Raw genomic sequence first — 20,464 nt, forward strand, 5'->3', positions numbered from 1 at the left:
CCAACTCATTCAGTGCTTTTGTTAACACTCTCGGAGCTACTAGAACCAGAACCTCGAGATTTACTCTTGTCTCCACCACTCAACTTCTTAGCAGCAGCACCAGCAACTCCAGCAACACCCCCAGCAGCAGCTTTGGCAGCAGATAAAGCTTTGCCCACCATTTGTCCAGGTGTCTGACCTGAGCCAAGTGCTGCTCTATGGTTACCAGCAAGTTCAGCAGCCATGCCAGGAAGAATGTTTAAAAAGTGGTAAAAGAGGAATAATACTAAACACAATTTTAATAATTCTCCGATGAGAGAGCTGCCAAACTCCATGTATGTAAAGTCGAATAGACCAAGTATGCTGCTCTTTTTAAAGCTATAATTTTGCATCATACATGCAAGAGTAGTTTCATTTTTATCACATTCCCCATCTTTCAATTTAAACCACTGTTTTTTCTTACTATATGAGATTTCTGCTTGTTTCTTTTCATATGACTTGTCCGGTTGTTCATTTTTATATGACTCGTCCAGTTCAAAATTTAAATTTTTAAAATAGATTTTATCACATGCTATGAACATAAAGGACAAAAACGCAAAAAGGATAACCGGGTATAAGCTATAGGTAATCAACTCTTTCACCCAGCCTTCAAAATATCCTTTGGTGTGTTGGAATAAAACCATAGGAATGAACAAAGGTGATAAAATGATGATTACACTTAAAGCAACTAGAGATAAAATAAATACATAGCACAGCCACAAAATAACCATCATCATCAGAACGGCCATAAATATACAGACAAGAGCTACTAAAATTTGTCCACCAGCAAAAATAATACCGATTACCGAACCTGCAACTAATAAGACAGGAGCAGCACCAAGCAAGACTGCTAACGTTGCAACACCTCCAGTACCAATTTTGCCACCAATTCCATCTAAAGGGGCACCTAAATAAAATAAAATTCTACAATCAAGCCTATCCCAAGGTGCAAGATAACTGTAAGATACCCTCTTTCCTGCACGAGTATATTCATAATCTGTACCTGCTTTATAATTACATATGCCTTTACTTTCAGATGATGCTTTTAGCACTATCTCTGACAAACCATTTGAGAGACGAGTTAATTCTCCATAATAATGAGACATGGTACTGCCTGTTGTGAAGTAAATCACTAAAGCGAATTTTATGATCAACATATACATTTCTTGAGGCCTCTGAACTCCACCAGACATGGCTTTTATAGAGAACAGTATTAAAGCTAAAACTAAAACAGCAGTTACAGTGTTTTTCAGCCTTTTCTGTGCTACAGATATAAAACTCTCACCATTTGGTGCACCTTTACCTGCAACTAAATTATCTAACGATTCCTTAATGCATTGCACTATCATAGAAGTTACGGGAATAGGAGCTAATGATTTACTCCCTGCCTGGTTATAACAAGCTTCAGAAACATACGAGCTAAAACAGCCAGCATTATCATAACCTACAAAAATTTTCCCCCCTTGTCCGTTGAGTCTTTTTTCTTTAGATCTGATAATAGTTTTATAGTCATCATTATTACCAATAGGAACTTTTTCCTCTCCTGTACCATCTTTATTTTTGAATATCATCACAGATTTTTCACACATAGGAGCAAGTGGGTCAGGTGGCAATTCCGTGCACCCCATATCAACCCCTTGCGGCCAAGGAGTCATTTCGATACCAAGCATGCTAACACTGGCTAACTCCACACATAATCTGCCCGTTTTTCTCACTGCTTTGAATGTAGCTCCATGTATGGGTTCGCTCTGTCCTGCTTTGAGAACTCTACATTCCAGACCACCATCAACCTTCGAGGACCATGACCCATCTACGTATCCAGTGTCTTTCTCCCTGACATCAAAGTCTATGTATCCAGGTTTTCCTCTAGAATTAAAGTCTACCTTATTAAAAAGATTACCAAAAGTTAAAGGGTTTCGATGACATACTTCTATATATTCACTGTATTGCACACCATTTTTTGGCCAGTAATAACTCTCTGTACTCTCCTGAACGTTAGAATTTAAGGCTTCTTTTTCTGCTCTTTTCCCGTCATAATCTTTTTTGTTCACGTCTTCCCGAGCTTTATTTTGCAAACAAGAAAAATATTCCTCTTCTGTTTGGTAATTTTCATTGGTGCAGCCACTATAACCTGTGTCTTCTAATTTAAAATTTTTGTATTTTCCATCATGATCACGTGCAACTGGGTGTTTAACAAAACTATGTTCACAAACAACAAGCCCTCCTATCGCTTTCCAGACTCCAACAATTGCAGCTATCATTCCAACAATAACAAGAGCGGTAAACAAACCAGCAGAAGAAACGATCAAAACAATGCCAGTAAATATTGCGCCAACAGCAATCGCTATTCCAGCAAGTGCTGCAGCTGTTTTAAACGCTCCACAATCAGGATTAGAGGCACGACTAAAACTGCCAGTGGAATTAAATCTGCTAACAAATTCTGTCTTGTCAGTACCACTTACTCCATCTGCAAGCACTGGATATGAGAGTAAAAAGTCTATATTTAGTAAAAATATCGCAATTAATAGCAATGACAGCTTAGTCTTAAACATTTTTTACCTTCTGATAAAATATAGGCAACCATACTTTTGGGTTGTCCCCAACTTCATTTAATATATCGTGTAACAATAGAACACTTTCTGCACGTCCGGATAATACGTTGATTATATCATCCAGGCCTTTTAAGTCTATTCTAGCTACTACAGCATTGACTCCTTGTTTCACCAAAAAGAATCTAGTACTCGGATCTGTGTGCTTAATTAATATATATTCACGTTCAGTTAACATAAAAACATCCCGATAGACACTAGTAGCTTTCAGATTTGGTAAAAAAATCTGTGTCGCTGTTTGTTGTACAAGCGTATCGCTAATAGTACTTTTACTTGCATCCTCAACACTCTGAGTAGCAAAAATCACAAAAGCATTTAGTTTTCTCAGTACCTTCAACCAGTCTTTTATCTTGGGTGCAAAAACTGGATTATCTATTAACGCCCATGCCTCATCAAGAACGATAATAGATGGAGTGCCATCAAGAGATATACTAATCCTATGAAATAAATAAATCAAGACCGGTCCAAGAGCAACAGGATCTTTGAGCAAGCTAGCCATCTCAAAACCAAATACTCTTGCTCGTGAAAAATCTAGCAAATCTTCTTTATTGTCAAATATTGCAGCATGAGAACCATTATCATGCCACATAGATATTGCCCCAGCTAGAGTATCAGGACCTGCAAGCCCTAAAAACGGTACGAGGTTTCTCAAGAATCTGTCTTCTTTTCTTAATTTAAAATTTCCTTCAATTGCATCATTAATTCGTGCAATATCTTCTGAAGTAAATTTATCATTATATACCGAAATTAAAGACTTTATCCACTCCATTAAAAATGTTCTATTATCAGAGGTATCATCAAGTTGTAAAGGATTAAAATTTGTTTTAGTTCTTGGTTCTATTACAGTATAGATACCACTAAGTGCTCTTAAGAAAATCTCTGCACCGCGATCTTTATCAAAAAAGAATATCCTTGGAGAAAACTTCATCGCTTGGGCACACAGGAAATTCATTAAAACAGTTTTACCAGCACCAGTTGGGCCAATTATCATAGTGTGTCCAACATCCCTTATATGAAAGTTGAAAAAAAATGGAGTACCAGATGTCGTGTCAAAAACTGTAACGGCATCTCCCCAGTGGTTATTGAATTTATTACCAGTAGGATAATTATGTTGAGATGCAAATCCAGCCAAATTAAGACTACTTATTGTAGCTTTTCTCACTATATAATCGAAATTACCAGGAATTTGCGCCCAAAATGCTGGTTCAAGGTTAACTCTCTCACGTATAGGGTAAACACCGCAATTAGAAAGCTCTGATTCTACCAACGACAGAGCGTTATCCAATGATTTAGGACTTTTTTCTATACATAAAATAGTCAGGTGATGTTGACCAAACGCAATCTTACCACTCATTGCGTCATCAAGCGCTTGAGAAATTTCTGCTATTTGAGAAATAGCTTTATCTGCAGACTGTATCATTCGATTTTGCTGTATCTGCATTTTTCCAATCGCCATTTGCCTGTTTATAAATTGAAAAGATTGCGTAATTATAAACTCGTAAGGAAGTTGTAAAAACGAATCAAGCATTCCTGCAGAAGTATGATTTCCATATTCTTTGATACTAATTATTCCAGCATATTTACTCTCATTATGAGTCACAACCTGTATCATCTTACGGCCAAAGAATAACCTATGTACTGGTAAGTATCTTGATATTTCAGTTCTTAGCGGAAAAAGCGTATTTGTAACGAAGCCACAATTTACGATTCTAGATAGAAACTCCATTATTTCGCAGAACAAACCATCTGGAGTTTCTTTTACTCCAAGAATTTTAGGCGAATAATTTCTAAGGCTTGTCACTACACGATTTGTCGTTTCCTCTAAATCTTCATACGTGGCACGTATATCACTTTCCCAAGCATGTTTTGAAGTTACATGTCCGAATTTTTTTAGTAGATGTGACAAAAATTCTACTCCTTTTGTGTCCGCTCTACGGATAATCGTAATGTATAGGTCATTAATAAATGATTGCCTTGTTGCGTGTTTTTCTCTCCATTTTAGATTTACGTGATTAGCGAAAAAATTCGGCAAACCTTGACTTGCAAATTCATCAGAAAAAATATTTTTCTTACGTCTGATAGTATGAAAATACAAACTAAATGCCGGAGATGAAATGCTTCTTAGCATCTGATTCCTGATGTTGTTCTGTATGACTAAATCCTCGTCATCGGCAGTTTCAAATGCAAAACCACTTAATTTTATAACCTTAACCAACCAATTTTCTTTTGTCATCAAGGTTGTGCTATTCCAATAGCAAGAATAAGGAATAAATTCAGCAGCGTGAACTTCCCTGTTCAGAGTAGATTTATTCTTTGATTGAATAGCCCTAAACCTCAGCATCACACAACGTTAAGCAATATCATAAGAATTGGCTCCATGGTAAAAACGATTTAAACATTTCGAGCACTTTCCCAATTTTACCATAAATAATTCAATAAACAACGGTTCTTTTGCAGAAGCTATATAACCAAGTCCATGTATACCTGGTAACATTAAGAGAATCACTCTTAAATCATTTGAATTAATGAAAATTAGCATGCAAATCAGGACGTTTAATATTGCAAACATATAACTCACACCAAAGAGCATTGCAGGTCTTGTAAGACCTTTAAATAATTGATCTGTTTGTATACTACCTGTGGACATATCTTTAACCTTCTAATAATAGCTCTAACACTAATACTATATCATTATATTAAAAATCCATTGAAACTAGTAGCACTTTAAGTTAAGATACATTATTTAATCTCGATAATGACAAGTTGGCCATTTCAAGAAGCAGAAAAAATATTGCAAGAGTTTCCTAATAAAAAAGAAATAATATTTGAAACTGGTTATGGACCCTCTGGTTTACCCCACATAGGAACCTTTGGAGAGGTTTTCCGCACTACAGTTGTTGTAAATGCATTAAAAAAAATAGCTCCTGGTATAAAAACCAAAATCATTGCAGTGTCAGATGATATGGATGGTTTGCGAAAAATACCAGATAATGTGCCAAATCAAGAGATGCTAAGAGAGCACTTAAATAAACCATTGACTATGATACCTGATCCATTTGGCACTCATCAGAGTTATGGTCATCACATGAATTCATTGTTGTGTAAATTTCTTGATTTGTTTGAATTTGAATACGAGTTCAGGAGTGCAACAGAGTGTTATAAATCTGGCGTTTACGATGAAAAACTTTTACTACTGCTGAAAAATTATGATAAAGTGATGGACGTAATGCTTCCATCATTTCGGGAAGAAAGGCAGCAGACTTATAGTCCATTCTTGCCAATATGCCCAAAAACTTCTCAAGTTTTACAAGTTCCAGTAATTGAAACAAATACAGATAAAGGAACAATCACGTATGAAGACCCAAACGGGGAAAAAATAGAAGTTCCGGTAACAAAAGGAAAATGTAAACTGCAATGGAAACCTGATTGGGGAATGAGGTGGGCCGCATTTGGAGTAAATTACGAAGCTCACGGAAAAGATTTAACTCCATCTGCTGTGCTTTCAAGTCAAATATGTGAAATACTTGGAGAAAAGCCACCACTTCTGTTTTGCTACGAGCTTTTCCTTGATAAAGAAGGAAAGAAAATATCAAAATCAAAAGGAAATGGCATTTCAATTGAAGAGTGGCTAACTTACGCACCAACAGAGAGCTTAGCATTGTACATTTTTCAGAGTCCTAAAAAAGCTAAACGTTTATATTTTGATGTGATACCAAAATCAACTGATGAATATTTAGAATTTGTAAAGCGTTATCATGAGAACAAAGAAAAGGATATAAATAATCCTGCTTGGCACATTCACCAGGGCAATGTTCCCAGTATAGAAACTTCAGGCATAAATTTCTCACTACTTTTAAACCTAGCAGCAGCTTGTAATGCTGAAAACAAAGAGATCCTATGGGGTTTTATATCCTCTTATGCACCAAACGTTACACCAGAAAATAATAAAATGCTTGATAGACTTTCAGACTTCGCAGTAAAGTATTATCACGATTTTATCAAGCCAACAAAATCATATAAAACTCCAAATGAAAAAGAAAAAGCAGCGTTACTAGATTTGAAGGACACTTTACATTCTCTATCTACAACTGCTACTGCTGAAGAAATTCAATCTCAGGTATTTTCTATTGGAAAAAAATATGATTACACCAACTTACGTGACTGGTTTCAGCTATTATATGAAACGTTACTTGGCCAAAAAACCGGTCCAAGAATGGGATCTTTCATAAAGCTTTACGGAATAGGTAATACGCTTTCTCTCATAGAAAGCGCTACTAAATGTATACTTTAGAGTTTACCTCCTTTCATTTGAGCTCTTTAGTTTTAATAAGAATTCCTTGACAAACTCCGCTAGCCCCCTTATCATGAAACTGAAGCTATTGTATTTGCTTTCGCCAATCTGCAGATTAAAAGGTAAGGATTACTTAATGTATCGGCGTCTTATGTTCAATTTTTTGCAGTATATAGATACTGTATGTCTTTACAAAACTTCATCTACATCTAGATTTTTATCTAAATAAGCTGAACGCGCTTATAAAGCGTTACAAGACATCAAAAAATGCCAATACTCGACAGAGATAGTAAAAGACTAGCTAACTCGGGGATTCTTTGTCTTTTTTTCTGCTTAGTAAATTTCTTAAACATTTGCAGCGTAAGTTAGTTGCAATTAAAAGCAGCTGAATTTCGCTTGTCAAGCGTTTAAAACATAAAAAACGCCAATATTTTAAAGCGGATAATAACCACGGGGCTTCTTTTGCCTTTTTTTTCATTTGGTAAATTTCTTAATGTTTGTGGCTGAACGACAACCTTCATCCCGCAGCGGGATCTCTTGTTAGCGGCTGAGATACCGTGAATGAATCGCGGTATGACGGTTCGCGGCGGCATGACGATAAGGTTTATACCTTGTCATCCCAGTGCTTGACACTGGGATCCAGCTTTCTTTATAAATTCACCAAAAGTGCTTCATTCTATAACGCAAAACCCATACTCACCAAATCCAATGCATTACTTGCAATTAAGTTTCCTGGATCCCAGTGTCTGGGCACTGGGATGACACCATCATAAAGGAATCAGTGTCAGCTACTTTCATGACACCATTCTTTTTCCTGGATCCAAGTAGTCGAGCTACTTGGATGACAGCTAGCCTGACAACCGTCATCCCGCTACCTGTTAGCGGGATCTATGCTAAGAGATACCGCGAATGAATCGCGGTATGACGGTTTGCAACGGTATGACGGTTCGCGGCGGCATAGTAATTCGTCATCCCGCTGCTTGTTAGCGGGATCTCTTGTTAGCGGCTAAGAGATACCGCGAATGAATCGCGGTATGACGGTGTAGACGATGGTTAAGTATCCCGCTGCTTGTTAGCGCCGCGGCGGTATGACGGTTCGTGGTGGTATGACGTAGAGTGCTTAGAAGCTGTTATTTTGCTATAAATGGCTGTAATGGCATCATCTATTTTATTGCTATCACAGCCTGTTTGTGCAAGTTCAGCATTCCCACCACAGTTCTTTTCAACTGCTATGGATATTAGTTCTTTTGCGCTAATCTTATTGATTAAGTCTTTACTTACTTTAATAATCAAGACTGTTTTATCTTTTTCTGTTGCCGTGAAAGCTATTATCGTTTTTGGTTTTTGTTGCTGCAAAACAAACTCTCTTATTATATTCGCTGGAATATTGGTAAAAGCATGACTTACAAAATTTATTCCATTTATTTCAGTACTTTTTATGCTCTCTGCGCTTATAAGTTTTTTATATAAATTTTTTATTTTAGCTTCAGATTCTTTGCGCTCTTGATTTAAAATATTTAATCGGTTTATTATTTCACTTGCTGGCGCTTTTACGAATTCTGCAACTTTTTTTAAGTTAATTTCATTATCACGTACATAATTGATTGCTTCTTGACCAGTTAAAGCTTCAATTCTTCTCACTCCAAAAGCAACAGAACTTTCTGTTACTATCTTAAATAAACCAATTTCTCCAGTATGTTCAACGTGTGTGCCACCACACAGTTCTCTTGAATCTCCAATCTTCACTACTCTTACTTGGTTGCCATATTTTTCACCGAATAACGCCATAGCTCCTTCGTCTATTGCCTGATTCATGCTCTGAATTTTTGTAGATGTAGAAAGGTTTTCTCTGATTAGAGAGTTTACCATATCTTCTACTAAGAATAGCTGATCCTGAGTAACTTGAGTGTTATGACTAAAGTCAAATCGTAACTTATCCGGTGCAACTAGGGAACCTTTTTGAGTGACATGGTCACCTAGAATTTTTCTGAGTGTAAAGTGCAGAAGATGTGTAGCTGAATGATTTCTTCTTAAGGTTTGCCTTCTTTCCTTGTCAATGCTTGCTGCAACTGTGTTACCTTTACAAATTGAACCGAACTTAACTATGCATCTGTGCAAATATAGGTCATTAACCTTATTGGTATTCTCGACTATAATAATACTTCTATCAGATTTGATCAGACTGCCAGTATCTCCCACTTGTCCACCTGACTCGCCATAAAAAGGTGTTTTATCAAGTATAATGGTTATCTTTTCTCCCTCCTTTGCAGAATCAATTACTTCATTTTTAGAGGAAACTATAGCTAGTATTTTCGCATCACTTACTTCATTGAACTCATAACCAACAAATTTTGTTTTGCCAAATTTATTGATCAAATCAAACCATACTTGCTCAACAGATTTTTCACCAGATCCAGCCCATTTAGCACGTGCTCTCTCTTTTTGTTCTCCCATTGCATCATCAAAACCCTTCTGGTCAAAATTTATTTTTTTCTCTTTTAAAATATCAAGTGTAATATCCAAAGGAAATCCGTAGGTGTCATATAGCTTAAACGCTGATTCTCCAGGCAAAGTATCGCCCGATTTTAAATCTGTAGTGAATTTCTCCAGGAGATTGATACCTTTCATCAAAGTGTCTTTAAAGTTTTCTTCCTCTGATTTTAACGTCGTTTCTATTAAGCTTTTAGCTCTGACTAATTCAGCTCCCATATAAGCCGAACTCGTGCTATCTATCAACACTGGAAAAATACGATGGAGTAGGGAATCATTATATCCAAGCAGGTGAATATAACGTGTGGCTCTCCTAATTAATCTGCGTAATACGTAATTCCTGCCCTCATTTCCAGGAAGCACTCCTTCTGCGATGAGAAATGCAGCCGCGCGAAGATGATCTGCTATGATCTTATGCGCTATTTTATTTTCCGTTCTTCCACAGTACTCTTGTGATTTACTTATCAGAGCAGAAAATAGATCAATATCATAGTTATCATGGACGTTTTGCATAACAGCCGCTATTCTTTCAAGGCCCATTCCAGTATCGATGCATTTTTTTGGCAATTTGTGTAAATTACCTTCTTCATCTTTGTTAAACTCCATGAATACCAGATTCCAGATTTCAACAATTCTATCGCCCTCTTGTAAATTAGGACTCCCATGGTCATAAAAAATTTCAGAACATGGACCGCACGGACCAGTGCTTCCCATACTCCAAAAGTTATCATCCGTTGTAATTCTTATGATTTTATCACTTGAAAAGCCACTTATCTTACGCCAAATCTCGTACGCCTCATCATCAGTATGGTAGACGGTTATGGATAGTCTGTTTTTATCAAGAGATAACTCTTTAGTGATAAATTCCCACGCAAATTCTATCGCAGTTTCCTTAAAGTAATCACCGAAGCTAAAATTTCCGAGCATTTCAAAAAATGTGTGATGCCGAGTTGTATAGCCAACATTTTCCAGATCATTGTGTTTACCGCCTGCTCTTAGGCACTTTTGACTTGAGACAGCACGTTTCATTTCAGTTTTTTGAGCACCAGTAAAAATATTTTTAAACTGCACCATACCAGCATTTGTGAACATGAGCGTTGGGTCATGTTCTGGAATCAAAGGAGAAGAAGAAACCTGCTCGTGGTCATTATTTACAAAAAATTTTATAAATCTTTCTCTGATTTCGTTTAGCTTCATCGTTTTTATTGAGGTTATCTATAAATAATAAGTTGTAATGGAAATAAAATCAATACCACTCTCTAGATCTCAGAACTTCTAGTGACATGCACCTTGTGGTAAGAAAAAATCAATATATTCACGATAAATTTACCTCATATCTGTGTTTTATATGTGGAAATTGGAATGGAAATTTATGTAGGCAAAGAAAAAAGAATAGCAAATGTGGTGACTCAACACTGGAATGACATAAAAGGATCAGACAGAGATTGGCCAGAAAGGCATGAAATAGACACTGCAGAAATAATGGAATCATGGCAGCATTGTTTTGTCATTGAAGTCAAGGATCAAGGTTATATTTGTGAAAATGCAGGAGAAAAGGCTGTTGAATTCTATGGTTTTGAGAAAAAGACGCGCATTGATAATAAGTATGCAATTGATGCACCATTTTTGCGACTATATAAAATAGATGCAGTTATTGATAAACTTGATACTGTAATAGAGAGTAAATGCCCGATCAATGAAGAGGAAGAAAGTGAAAGTGTTAAAATGAGGCAAGTATTGCTGCCACTTGGGAATAAAGAAGGTATAACACACATATTGGGCGTAATTACTTTTAAACTCCTTTAATATACAATTTTAATTTGATTCTTTAATAAAATTATTTATACTAATGCTTAATTACTATTAAAGAACTCAATAGTAGTGCTTGTAAATTTATTTGGAATATGAAGAAAATAAAATTAAAAACCAAATCTTCTGTGAAAAAGCGCTTTCACCTTACAGCTAAGGGTAAAGTTATTTCTACTCAGTCAGGCAAAAGGCATGGCATGGTAAAGAGAAGTAAATCTAATATTCGTAATCAGCGCGGTACAACGATTCTTGGTAAATCTGACTCGCGTATAGTTAAGCTTCATATGCCTTACGGTATTTAACAAAATGGAGGTAAAATAAAATGGCTCGGGTAAAACGTGGAGTCACTACTCACGCTCGTCATAAAAAAATATTGAAACTGGCAAAGGGTTATAGAGGGCGCGCAAAAAGTTGTTATAGAATTGCATTACAAAGAGTTGAAAAAGCACTGCAATATGCTTATAGAGACAGAAGAAATCGTAAACGTGATTTTCGTGGTTTATGGATAATACGTATTAATGCAGCAGTAAGAGAGCATGGGCTTACTTATGGTAGGTTTATGCATGGTCTTACACTTGCCGGCATTGATTTAAATAGAAAGATTCTTGCTGAGATGGCCGTTAATTATAAGGATGATTTTGCCAAATTAGTAGAAGCTGTAAGTGGTAAATTAGCAGAGAATTCTTAAAGCAAAGACACCATGAGAATTATTTTCATGGGATCACCAGGATTTGCTGTTAATTCTCTGAGCTTGTTACTGAAATCAAAGAGCGAAGTGGTGGCAGTATACACCAAGGCTCCAAAACCTTCGGGGCGTGGACAGAAGCCAACGAAATCTCCAGTACATGTTATCGCTGAAGAAAGTAACATAGAGGTATGTACTCCTATCTCTCTAAAGTTTTCGGCAGAGCAAGAAAAATTTAGAAATTTCAAACCAGACGTTGCAGTTGTAGCCGCGTATGGGTTGATACTTCCAAGAGAAATTTTGAATATTCCAAAATATGGTTGTATTAATATTCATCCTTCATTACTACCAAGGTGGCGTGGTGCAGCCCCGATACAGCACACAATTTTAGCAGGAGATCAAGAAACCGGGGTTAGCATTATGCAATTGGATGAAGGATTAGATTCCGGCCCTATTTTAAAACAGGAAAAATTTCTTATCGAAAAGAACGATAATTACAAGACATTGCATGATAAATTGTCTGAATTAGGCAGTGATTTACTGCTTGAGGTGTTAAATGAAATTGAAAAACAGGTTCCTATAGAGCAGAGCGATAATGATGCATGTTACGCTAACAAAGTGGAAGACTATAAAATTTATGCAAGTGATGCTTGTGAAGTTGCTTATAGAAAGGTTAAAGCGTTTTACCCAAAAGCATTCATTAAGATAGAAAATAAACGTATCAGGATACTTGATGCTGACTTTGAAGCTCTCGCTTCAGAACAAGGTAAGATTGTTAACGATAATATGCACATAAGTTTAAAAGGTGGCACTTTAATTCCTAAAGTTGTACAAATGGAAGGGAGAAATCCTTGCAGTATTGAAGATTTTATTCGTGGCTTGAAATCAAGCATGGTAAAAAAATTTATAGAATAGACTGCTTTAAATTAGTGTAGAAATGTAATAGCTAAATTTCCTTTTCTTAGATATAATCTTAAAAAACTTTCCATATAAAAATGAAAATAAAAAGAGCTTTAATATCAGTATACGATAAAACGAATATAATTGATCTTGCATCGTTTTTAACGCAGCAACAAATAGAAATTCTTTCAACGGGCAATACTTATAAAGTGCTATCTAGTGCAGGAATAAAAACACAAGAGGTCTCAGATTACACACAATTTCCAGAGATACTGGGTGGTAGAGTGAAAACTTTACACCCTAAAATTCATGGAGGAATACTTTATGATCGAGAAAAGCATAAAAAGGAAGTGCAAGATCTAGGTATTGAGCCAATAGACCTGCTTATAACTAACCTATACCCATTTTGGGAGACGGTGAATAGCGATTCAAGTGAGGAGCAAATTATAGAACAAATTGATATCGGCGGGGTGGCGTTAATTAGAGCCGCAGCAAAAAATTTTCATTTTACTTCAGTTATTTCTAGCATTCAAGACTATGAAGCACTGAAAGCTGAGATGATAGAAAATAACAATAAAACAACATTGGAATATAGAAAACACTTAGCAACCAAAGCATTTGCTCTCACTGCACACTACGATTCTAATATTCACAGTTGGTTTTTATCCCAGAGTAAAAATAATGAGTTACCAGAGTTTTTTGCTCTATACGGGCATAAAGTACAAGAACTCAGGTATGGTGAAAATCCCCATCAAAAAGCTGCATTTTATAGTAATCAATTTACAGAATATCCGTTGGAAAAACTACATGGAAAAGAGTTGAGTTATAATAATATAGTAGATATAGAATCCGCACTTAACATAACTTCTGAATTCGAAGAACCTGCAGCAGTGATAATCAAGCATAATAACCCATGTGGCGCTGCTATTGGTAATAATGCTTTGGAGGCATATGAAAAAGCTCTATCGTGCGATGAAGTAAGCAGTTTTGGTGGTATAGCTGCCTTAAACCGGGAGATAGATTTAAAGCTAGCAGAAAAATTAAACGAGATATTTTTGGAAGTAGTGATAGCACCATCGGTAAACAATGAGGCACTAAAAATTTTACAAAGAAAGAAAAATTTAAGAGTGATTATTCATAAATCTTTTCAACAAAATGTGAAATACCAAACTAAAAATGTTGTTGGTGGGTTTTTGGTGCAAGAAAATAATGACCACACAATAAAAGCAGAACAAGTAACAGAATGCACTGCAACAGAAAAAGAAAAGGAAGATCTTATTTTTGCCTGGAAAATATGTAAACATGTGAAATCCAACGCAATAGTTATAGCAAAAGATGGTTGTGCTATTGGCATCGGCGCAGGGCAAACAAGCAGAATAGATAGTGTGAACATTGCAGTGAAAAAAGCAGGTGAAAAATGTAAAGGTGCAGTGCTTGCTTCAGATGCATTTTTTCCATTCCCAGATAGCATAGTAGAAAGTGCAAAACATGGAATTACAGCTATAATTCAGCCCGGCGGCTCGCTGAAAGATCAAGATGTAATAGCAACCGCAAATGAAAATAAAATTGCCATGTTTTTCACTGGCGTTCGCAGTTTTTTCCATTAGGCTTTGTGTCTTATCGTCATACCGCCACAAACCGTCATACCGCGATTCATTCGCGGTATCTCTCAACATAGATCCCGCTAGCGGGATGACAAATATACCGCCGCGGCGCTAACAAGAGATCCCGCTAACAAGCAGCGGGATGACGGCTGTCGCTTAGCCACAAACGTTAAAAAATTTACCAAATAAAAAAAAAGGCAAAGAAGCCCCGTGGTGCGAGTTTTGACCCTCTAATACTTTAAATTGGCGCTGTAATAATGTGCTAACGCTTAAAATAAGCGCGATTTGGCTGAATGTAGAAAAAATTAAAAAGACATGCAGCCGCTATAATTTTATGTAATCCGCCAATAGATACTCCAAGTTTTTTACTGAATTTTTGTTATTGAACCCGCGCGGATCAAAAACAAGTTTTGAGTCAGAAATACCCTTAATACTACAATAAGGGGGCTGGCGGAGTTTGTCAAGTAAGTTTTTTCGTTTCTGTGACCAGTTGGACTTAAAGTCTACACAAAAAACGTTTACAACCAACGTTCAACATGGTAAATTAAAAACGGTTTATTCCTCGGTAGCTCAGTGGTAGAGCAGTTGGCTGTTAACCAATTGGTCGCTGGTTCGAATCCGGCCCGGGGAGCGTTTCTCTGTGAAATTCTAGTGTTGATTTTATATGAACATTAAATCAGTGGTTTTATGTATACTAGATGGCTGGGGAAATGGAATAGAGAATAATAAATACAACGCTATCAGCAACGCAAATCCACCCTGTTGGCAATATATTAGCTCTAATTATCCAAAATGCAGTTTATCCGCCTGTGGAGCTGATGTGGGGTTACCTGGTGGTCAAATAGGTAATTCAGAAGTTGGCCACATGAATATTGGCAGTGGTAGAGTAGTAATGCAAAGCCTTCAGCGCATTAATCAAGAAATTGGAACAATAGAAAACAATGCAAATCTACAAAGTTTTATTAGTAATCTAAAAAGTAAGAACGGAGTATGCCATATAATGGGATTAGTGTCAGATGGCGGTGTTCATTCGCATCAAAAGCATATTTCAACTTTAGCAAATAAAATATCACAGCATGGAATAAAAGTGGTGATACATGCATTTTTAGATGGCAGAGACACATTGCCAAATTCAGGAAAAAAATGCATTCAAGAATTTACAAAGAGTATAAAGGGAAATGACACAAGAATTGCTACTGTTTCTGGGCGTTACTATGCTATGGACCGTGACAACAGGTGGAAGAGAACAATCGAAGCTTATGAGGCTATCGCATTTGCAAAGGCACCTTGTCATGATAATGCAGTATCGTTGATTGAGAATAATTATCAAAATAACATAACTGATGAGTTTATCAGGCCCGCAGTAATAGGTGATTATCAAGGTATAAAACCAGAAGATGGAGTGCTGTTGGCTAACTTTCGTGCTGATCGAATGATACAATTAGCAAGTATTTTGCTTGGCAAAACAGATTACGCTAAGGTAGCAAAATTCTCTTCAATTTTAAGTATGATGAAGTATAAAGAAGATCTCAAAATTCCTTATATTTTTCCTCCTACTTCTTTCGCTGATACTCTAGGACAAACAATAGAAGACAATAAATTACGACAATTACGTATCGCCGAAACCGAGAAATACGCTCATGTGACTTTCTTTTTCAATTGTGGAAAAGAAGAACCTTTCTCTGGTGAAGAAAGAATACTCATTCCCTCACCAAAAGTTCAAACTTACGATTTGCAGCCCGAAATGTCAGCCTTCGAGCTCACAGAAAAGCTTGTAGAAAAAATTCACTCCCAAGAATTCGCACTGATAGTTGTAAATTACGCTAATCCTGATATGGTAGGACATACAGGTAATATAAAAGCAGCCGAGAAAGCTGTGCTAGCTGTAGATGATTGTCTTGCAAAAGTGCTGAGTGCTGTTAAAAAGTCAAGCAACACCGCGTTAATTGTCACTGCAGACCATGGTAATGTGGAATGTATGTTCGATGAAGAAAATAATACACCTCATACAGCACACACTCTAAATAAAGTGCCATTTATTGTGTCTTGCAATAATCTAAAACTAAGAGACGGAAGGTTATCTGACATTGCCCCTACTATTTTACAGCTACTTGGAATTAAAAAACCAAACGAAATGACAGGCAGTTCGTTGATTTCTTGCATTACCCTCTGTCATTCCAGCTAGGCAGCGTTATGCACCGGAATGACATCAAATAGATGTGTTTTAACTTAATCCAACTTTTAAATTTTTCGCTGTTAGTACTAATGATTCATTAAAGAAGCTGTCAATATCACCAATACTATCTATATTTTTTGTACTGATAGATTGGTCAATTCTTTTGACCAAATTAGATAAAACTTTATTAGGGCCAATTTCAACAAATTTGTTAATGCCACGGCTTGACATATACAAAACCATTTCTCTCCATTTCACTCTGCTTACAACTTGCTTGGCGAGTAAAGTTTTTATAACTTTGGGATCACTCTCCTCTTTAGCTGTAACATTTGATATCAAAGGAACTATAGGACGGGTTATTTTAATACCCTTCAAAAACTCCAAAACTTTTTCATCAGCAGGTTTCATAAGAGATGAATGAAAAGGCCCACTAACCTGTAATTTAATTAGTTTCCTCACACTCGAGTTTTTGAATAAATCGGGTAACATTTCAAGAGCTTCTCTAGTGCCACTTATAACCACTTGTCCGCCACCGTTATCGTTTGCAATTTCACAAATTCCGTCAATTTGAACTGATTTCAATATATCTTCCACTTCATTTATCTCTGCTCCAAGCAACGCAACCATTCCGCCTTTACATTTCAGTGAAGCTTCATGCATTGCTTCGCTGCGAACTTTCAGCAGCTTGATTGCAGACTCAAGCGTTAACGCTCCTGCAGCACACAGCGCTGTATATTCGCCAACTGAATGCCCACAAACATATTTAACATTGTGATCAGTGAAAAGAGATTTGCCAAACACATGCTCCATAACACGTAGCATTGCAATTGATACTGCCATTATAGCTGGCTGAGCGTTTTCTGTAATGGTTAATTCTTCAATAGGACCGTTGAAGATTAAATGAGACAGCTTTCTATCCAATATGCTATCTACTTCATTAAATACTTGTCTTGCAACGGAAAACTCACTATATAAGCTCTTTCCCATTCCTACAAACTGAGAGCCCTGACCAGGGAAAGCGAAAATCATGATAATTATTACTTATTCCTTATTAAGTATAAGATTTTATTTATTTTTTGTCAATATTTTAGAATAATGATTGACTTAGTAAATTAAGTTCACTAGAATGTTAACTGACTAAAAGTTTATAAACAACAATGAATTATCATAAAATTATTATAGTGATGACAGACGGTCAAGAGTTTGAAACTCGTTCCACTTATGGAAAGGAGGGAGATAGGGTAAAACTTGATAGAGATCCTCTTACTCACCCTGCATGGACTGGAAGTTTGACAAGCGGGTTAGCAAGTAAAACTAGCAAATTAGCTAAGTTTAACGATAAATATGGAAGCATTTTCTAATTCTCCTCCTCTTTAAGTTTTAGAGAGTTTACTGAAGCATGCATAAATACAAAAATATAGGCTATGTTGCTTCTCCATCACCAAAATCGCAGGAAGTATCTAAACTATTAAAGAAACTTAATTTTATCAATATAACAGAAGAAAATAAGTCCGAAATCGATCTATTGATAGTTGTTGGCGGTGATGGCTTTATGCTACGCACTTTGCACAATTACGTCATAGAAAATAAAAACATGCATGTGTATGGGATAAACACTGGCAATGTTGGGTTTTTGATGAATAAATGCTTTAGCTGCAGTGAAGATTTAATTGATCATATAGAGCATGCAACTTCAACTCAGTTAACTTTGCTAAAAATGGAAGCAACAGACACAAGTGGCAAGAGATATCATTACATAGCAGTAAACGAAGTATACGTTTTTAGAAAAGCGAACCAAATAGTAGAGATGAATATTACTATTAATGATAAGCTAAAAGTAGAAAAATTTAGAGGGGACGGAGTAATATTATCTACCCCCACAGGCAGCACTGCATACAACTTCTCTGCCGGTGGCCCAATCTTGCCGCTAAATTCAAATTTACTTGCATTAACCTCCATCAATAGCTATTACCCAAGGCATTGGAATGGAGCGCTAATTTCAAATGATACGATCGTACAAATTGACATTAACGACACAAAAAACCGTCCAGCACTTGTAGTATCAGATTACAAGGAGTTTCATAATATATCACAGATAAAAATACAAAAAGACCACGAAAACACAATAACTTTGCTTTTTGACAAAGATTACCCTCTGAATGAAAGAATCTTTGATAGACAATTTCTATACTAATAATTATCCGTAAATTGGTATTTACTATATCTTAATAACTATAGCGTAATCAATGCAGCATAGTAATTAACTTTGGAGTGAATATGCATGGGTCAGTCGAAAAATCAACAGTAAAATTAACTTCTTACGAACAAACAGGTGACAATAGCAAGATAACACTAAAAGATCCACCATCGCCTGAAGAAGCAGGAAATGCTATCTCAAGTGTACTGAATGTAGTACCACGTGTGCAGGGAATGTCACATGAAGAATCAGATGATGAGGAAGTGGATCCTACTTATGCATCTGTAAATCGACAAAAAGATGGTGATGGAGCACCACCGATTTTGCCAAAAGCTCCAGGTTTACAAGACAAAGAAGACAAAAATTTGTTTGGTCTTAGTACTGAAGTACTACCTCCTTCCCTAGAAGAAACAAAAGGTGAGACTCATGATTGGGTATCACAAACAGCAAGTTTAGGTTTAGAAGGATTATCTGGTAATGGATCAGAAGAACATATTTATGCAGTTATAAACCCAAATACAAAATCTTCGAAAAAGAGTTTAGACAGTGAAATAGGTGGTCAAAACTCAAAAGATGATTTAGGTGGGTCTTCAAATACTTTACCATCGTATAAAAGCAAAGATGACTCTGAAGAGTCTTTGTCACTAAATTCTGATATAGGTAGCACAACAAATAAAAAAACAAACAGATTCTTGCCAAGAGCAAAATATGCCATGCAGCAGAAGGGCTTTATAATTTTTACTGCAAGTGCTATTATACTCAGTATATCTGCAGCTTTATTATATTTACAAGATAAAGCAAAATTTATTGCATTTTTTACAAACAGCCCAAAATATATCACTATACCAGTTATCGTACTTGCTGCATTGCTTGCAATTGGTCCAATATTTTTTGCAACAAGGCAATTTATAGATACTGAAGAACATTCCATTCAAAAAAAAGATGCGGATAAAATTTTAGCTGAGGTGTTGGAGCACCAGCCAAAAGATAAAGCTATAAAATCTGTAAGACTGGAATATAGCAATGGCACTCATTCAAATTTTGTACTTAATGCTTGGGAAGCTAAACAAGGCTTCACTAACATTGACGAAAAAGTAATTACTAGAACTAATAAAATAAAATCAGTAATTAACGACAGACCAATATTTACTGCATTATTTACTGGTGTAGTTGCTGCAAATATAGCGTTTCCTCTAGGGCTACTTGCAACACATGGTGTTAATGGTGTACAAAAATTTTACCAAAACCCTTTGACTAATAACATAGGATTATCATTACTTATAGGTTCTGGTATACTTGCATTATCAATTATATGTCTTGGCGTGCATTATTATAGAAAAACAAATTGCACTAACCTTATATATTCTGAAGAAGAGATTGATCCTAAAGATGTTAATGGGAAATTCATTGAGGAAATAAAACGAGAAAGAACAAATGTTCTTGGGGAAAATCACAGTAAAGACGCTAAACGCAGCAGCTTAACGCTTGAGCAAGTTGTGGTTCAATCTCATAATTGTAAGGATATTGTTTATAGTGTCGGTTAATAAAATGCATGATATAGCTAGTGCAGCCCTACGTCATACCGCTGCAGACCGTCATACCGCGATTCATTCGCGGTATCTCTAGATCCCGCTAACACGTAGCGGGATGACGATTGTCAGGGTAGCACCTCCCTCCCCTGTCAT

16 protein-coding genes and 1 tRNA gene are annotated in these 20,464 nt (G+C 36.3%); 12 read left to right on the forward strand and 5 right to left on the reverse strand.

From position 1 onward, the window contains the following. Nucleotides 1-5: 5 nt before the first annotated feature. The 3 genes from AAGD50_RS05915 to AAGD50_RS05925 are packed head-to-tail and all read right to left on the reverse strand — an operon-like array spanning nucleotide 6 to nucleotide 5,274. On the reverse strand, nucleotides 6-2,570 hold the full coding sequence (locus AAGD50_RS05915; RefSeq protein ID WP_213863603.1) for a type IV secretion system protein: 2,565 nt from the start codon (nucleotides 2,568-2,570) through the stop codon (nucleotides 6-8). After that, nucleotides 2,563-4,968, reverse strand: a complete 2,406-nt coding sequence (locus AAGD50_RS05920) for a VirB4 family type IV secretion/conjugal transfer ATPase (protein ID WP_010962886.1) — start codon at nucleotides 4,966-4,968, stop codon at nucleotides 2,563-2,565. Before AAGD50_RS05920 ends, AAGD50_RS05915 begins: the two co-directional genes overlap by 8 nt. A 9-nt stretch (nucleotides 4,969-4,977) precedes the next feature. Further along, nucleotides 4,978-5,274: a type IV secretion system protein VirB3 gene (locus tag AAGD50_RS05925; RefSeq protein ID WP_007548615.1), complete on the reverse strand. Its 297-nt coding sequence runs from the start codon at nucleotides 5,272-5,274 to the stop codon at nucleotides 4,978-4,980. A 108-nt stretch (nucleotides 5,275-5,382) separates the two neighbouring features. Between AAGD50_RS05925 and AAGD50_RS05930 the strand changes: the two genes are divergently transcribed. Both AAGD50_RS05930 and AAGD50_RS06845 read left to right on the forward strand, forming a co-directional pair. After that, a complete protein-coding gene (locus AAGD50_RS05930; RefSeq protein WP_264723982.1) occupies nucleotides 5,383-6,918 on the forward strand; it encodes a lysine--tRNA ligase in 1,536 nt (511 codons plus the stop codon). A gap of 557 nt (nucleotides 6,919-7,475) precedes the next feature. Then, nucleotides 7,476-7,691, forward strand: coding sequence for a hypothetical protein (locus tag AAGD50_RS06845; RefSeq protein ID WP_410529741.1), 216 nt, complete (start codon nucleotides 7,476-7,478; stop codon nucleotides 7,689-7,691). A gap of 280 nt (nucleotides 7,692-7,971) precedes the next feature. Here the strand turns inward: AAGD50_RS06845 and alaS are convergent, their stop codons facing one another. Then, the gene (gene alaS / locus AAGD50_RS05940; protein ID WP_264723983.1) at nucleotides 7,972-10,605 is read right to left on the reverse strand and encodes an alanine--tRNA ligase; all 2,634 of its coding nucleotides are present in this window, start codon (nucleotides 10,603-10,605) and stop codon (nucleotides 7,972-7,974) included. A 165-nt stretch (nucleotides 10,606-10,770) separates the two neighbouring features. On the opposite strand from alaS, the gene AAGD50_RS05945 reads away from it, so the two are divergent. From AAGD50_RS05945 to gpmI, 7 genes are all read left to right on the forward strand, one after another. After that, a complete protein-coding gene (locus AAGD50_RS05945) occupies nucleotides 10,771-11,214 on the forward strand; it encodes a PAS domain-containing protein (protein ID WP_010962890.1) in 444 nt (147 codons plus the stop codon). A 98-nt stretch (nucleotides 11,215-11,312) separates the two neighbouring features. Next, nucleotides 11,313-11,519 carry a 50S ribosomal protein L35 gene (gene rpmI, locus AAGD50_RS05950; protein WP_007548610.1) on the forward strand — a complete coding sequence of 69 codons (207 nt, stop codon included), beginning with the start codon at nucleotides 11,313-11,315 and terminating at the stop codon, nucleotides 11,517-11,519. Nucleotides 11,520-11,539: 20 nt separating this feature from the next. After that, a complete protein-coding gene (gene rplT / locus AAGD50_RS05955; RefSeq protein ID WP_015589254.1) occupies nucleotides 11,540-11,905 on the forward strand; it encodes a 50S ribosomal protein L20 in 366 nt (121 codons plus the stop codon). A gap of 12 nt (nucleotides 11,906-11,917) precedes the next feature. After that, nucleotides 11,918-12,817 carry a methionyl-tRNA formyltransferase gene (gene fmt / locus AAGD50_RS05960; protein WP_264723984.1) on the forward strand — a complete coding sequence of 300 codons (900 nt, stop codon included), beginning with the start codon at nucleotides 11,918-11,920 and terminating at the stop codon, nucleotides 12,815-12,817. A gap of 80 nt (nucleotides 12,818-12,897) precedes the next feature. Then, the gene (purH, locus tag AAGD50_RS05965; RefSeq protein ID WP_264723985.1) at nucleotides 12,898-14,409 is read left to right on the forward strand and encodes a bifunctional phosphoribosylaminoimidazolecarboxamide formyltransferase/IMP cyclohydrolase; all 1,512 of its coding nucleotides are present in this window, start codon (nucleotides 12,898-12,900) and stop codon (nucleotides 14,407-14,409) included. 556 nt (nucleotides 14,410-14,965) lie between these two features. Then, nucleotides 14,966-15,037: transfer RNA gene (locus AAGD50_RS05970), tRNA-Asn, on the forward strand. Nucleotides 15,038-15,070: 33 nt separating this feature from the next. After that, nucleotides 15,071-16,591 (forward strand): 2,3-bisphosphoglycerate-independent phosphoglycerate mutase, encoded by a 1,521-nt coding sequence (gpmI, locus tag AAGD50_RS05975; RefSeq protein ID WP_264723986.1) that lies wholly within the window; start codon nucleotides 15,071-15,073, stop codon nucleotides 16,589-16,591. Between the two features lie 39 nt (nucleotides 16,592-16,630). On the opposite strand, the gene fabD is transcribed toward gpmI, so the two are convergent. After that, nucleotides 16,631-17,611 carry an ACP S-malonyltransferase gene (fabD, locus tag AAGD50_RS05980; RefSeq protein WP_155969147.1) on the reverse strand — a complete coding sequence of 327 codons (981 nt, stop codon included), beginning with the start codon at nucleotides 17,609-17,611 and terminating at the stop codon, nucleotides 16,631-16,633. Nucleotides 17,612-17,739: 128 nt separating this feature from the next. On the opposite strand from fabD, the gene rpmE reads away from it, so the two are divergent. The 3 genes from rpmE (at nucleotide 17,740) to AAGD50_RS05995 (ending at nucleotide 20,323) form a co-directional block, all read left to right on the forward strand. After that, nucleotides 17,740-17,943 (forward strand): 50S ribosomal protein L31, encoded by a 204-nt coding sequence (rpmE, locus tag AAGD50_RS05985; protein WP_007548602.1) that lies wholly within the window; start codon nucleotides 17,740-17,742, stop codon nucleotides 17,941-17,943. 38 nt (nucleotides 17,944-17,981) lie between these two features. Next, nucleotides 17,982-18,776 (forward strand): NAD kinase, encoded by a 795-nt coding sequence (locus AAGD50_RS05990; RefSeq protein ID WP_070356930.1) that lies wholly within the window; start codon nucleotides 17,982-17,984, stop codon nucleotides 18,774-18,776. 83 nt (nucleotides 18,777-18,859) lie between these two features. After that, nucleotides 18,860-20,323 (forward strand): hypothetical protein, encoded by a 1,464-nt coding sequence (locus AAGD50_RS05995; RefSeq protein ID WP_264723987.1) that lies wholly within the window; start codon nucleotides 18,860-18,862, stop codon nucleotides 20,321-20,323. The last annotated feature ends 141 nt before the right edge of the window (nucleotides 20,324-20,464 follow it).

It is taken from the genome of Wolbachia endosymbiont (group A) of Apotomis capreana, assembly GCF_964027025.1.
GTDB classification, from domain to species: domain Bacteria; phylum Pseudomonadota; class Alphaproteobacteria; order Rickettsiales; family Anaplasmataceae; genus Wolbachia; species Wolbachia pipientis.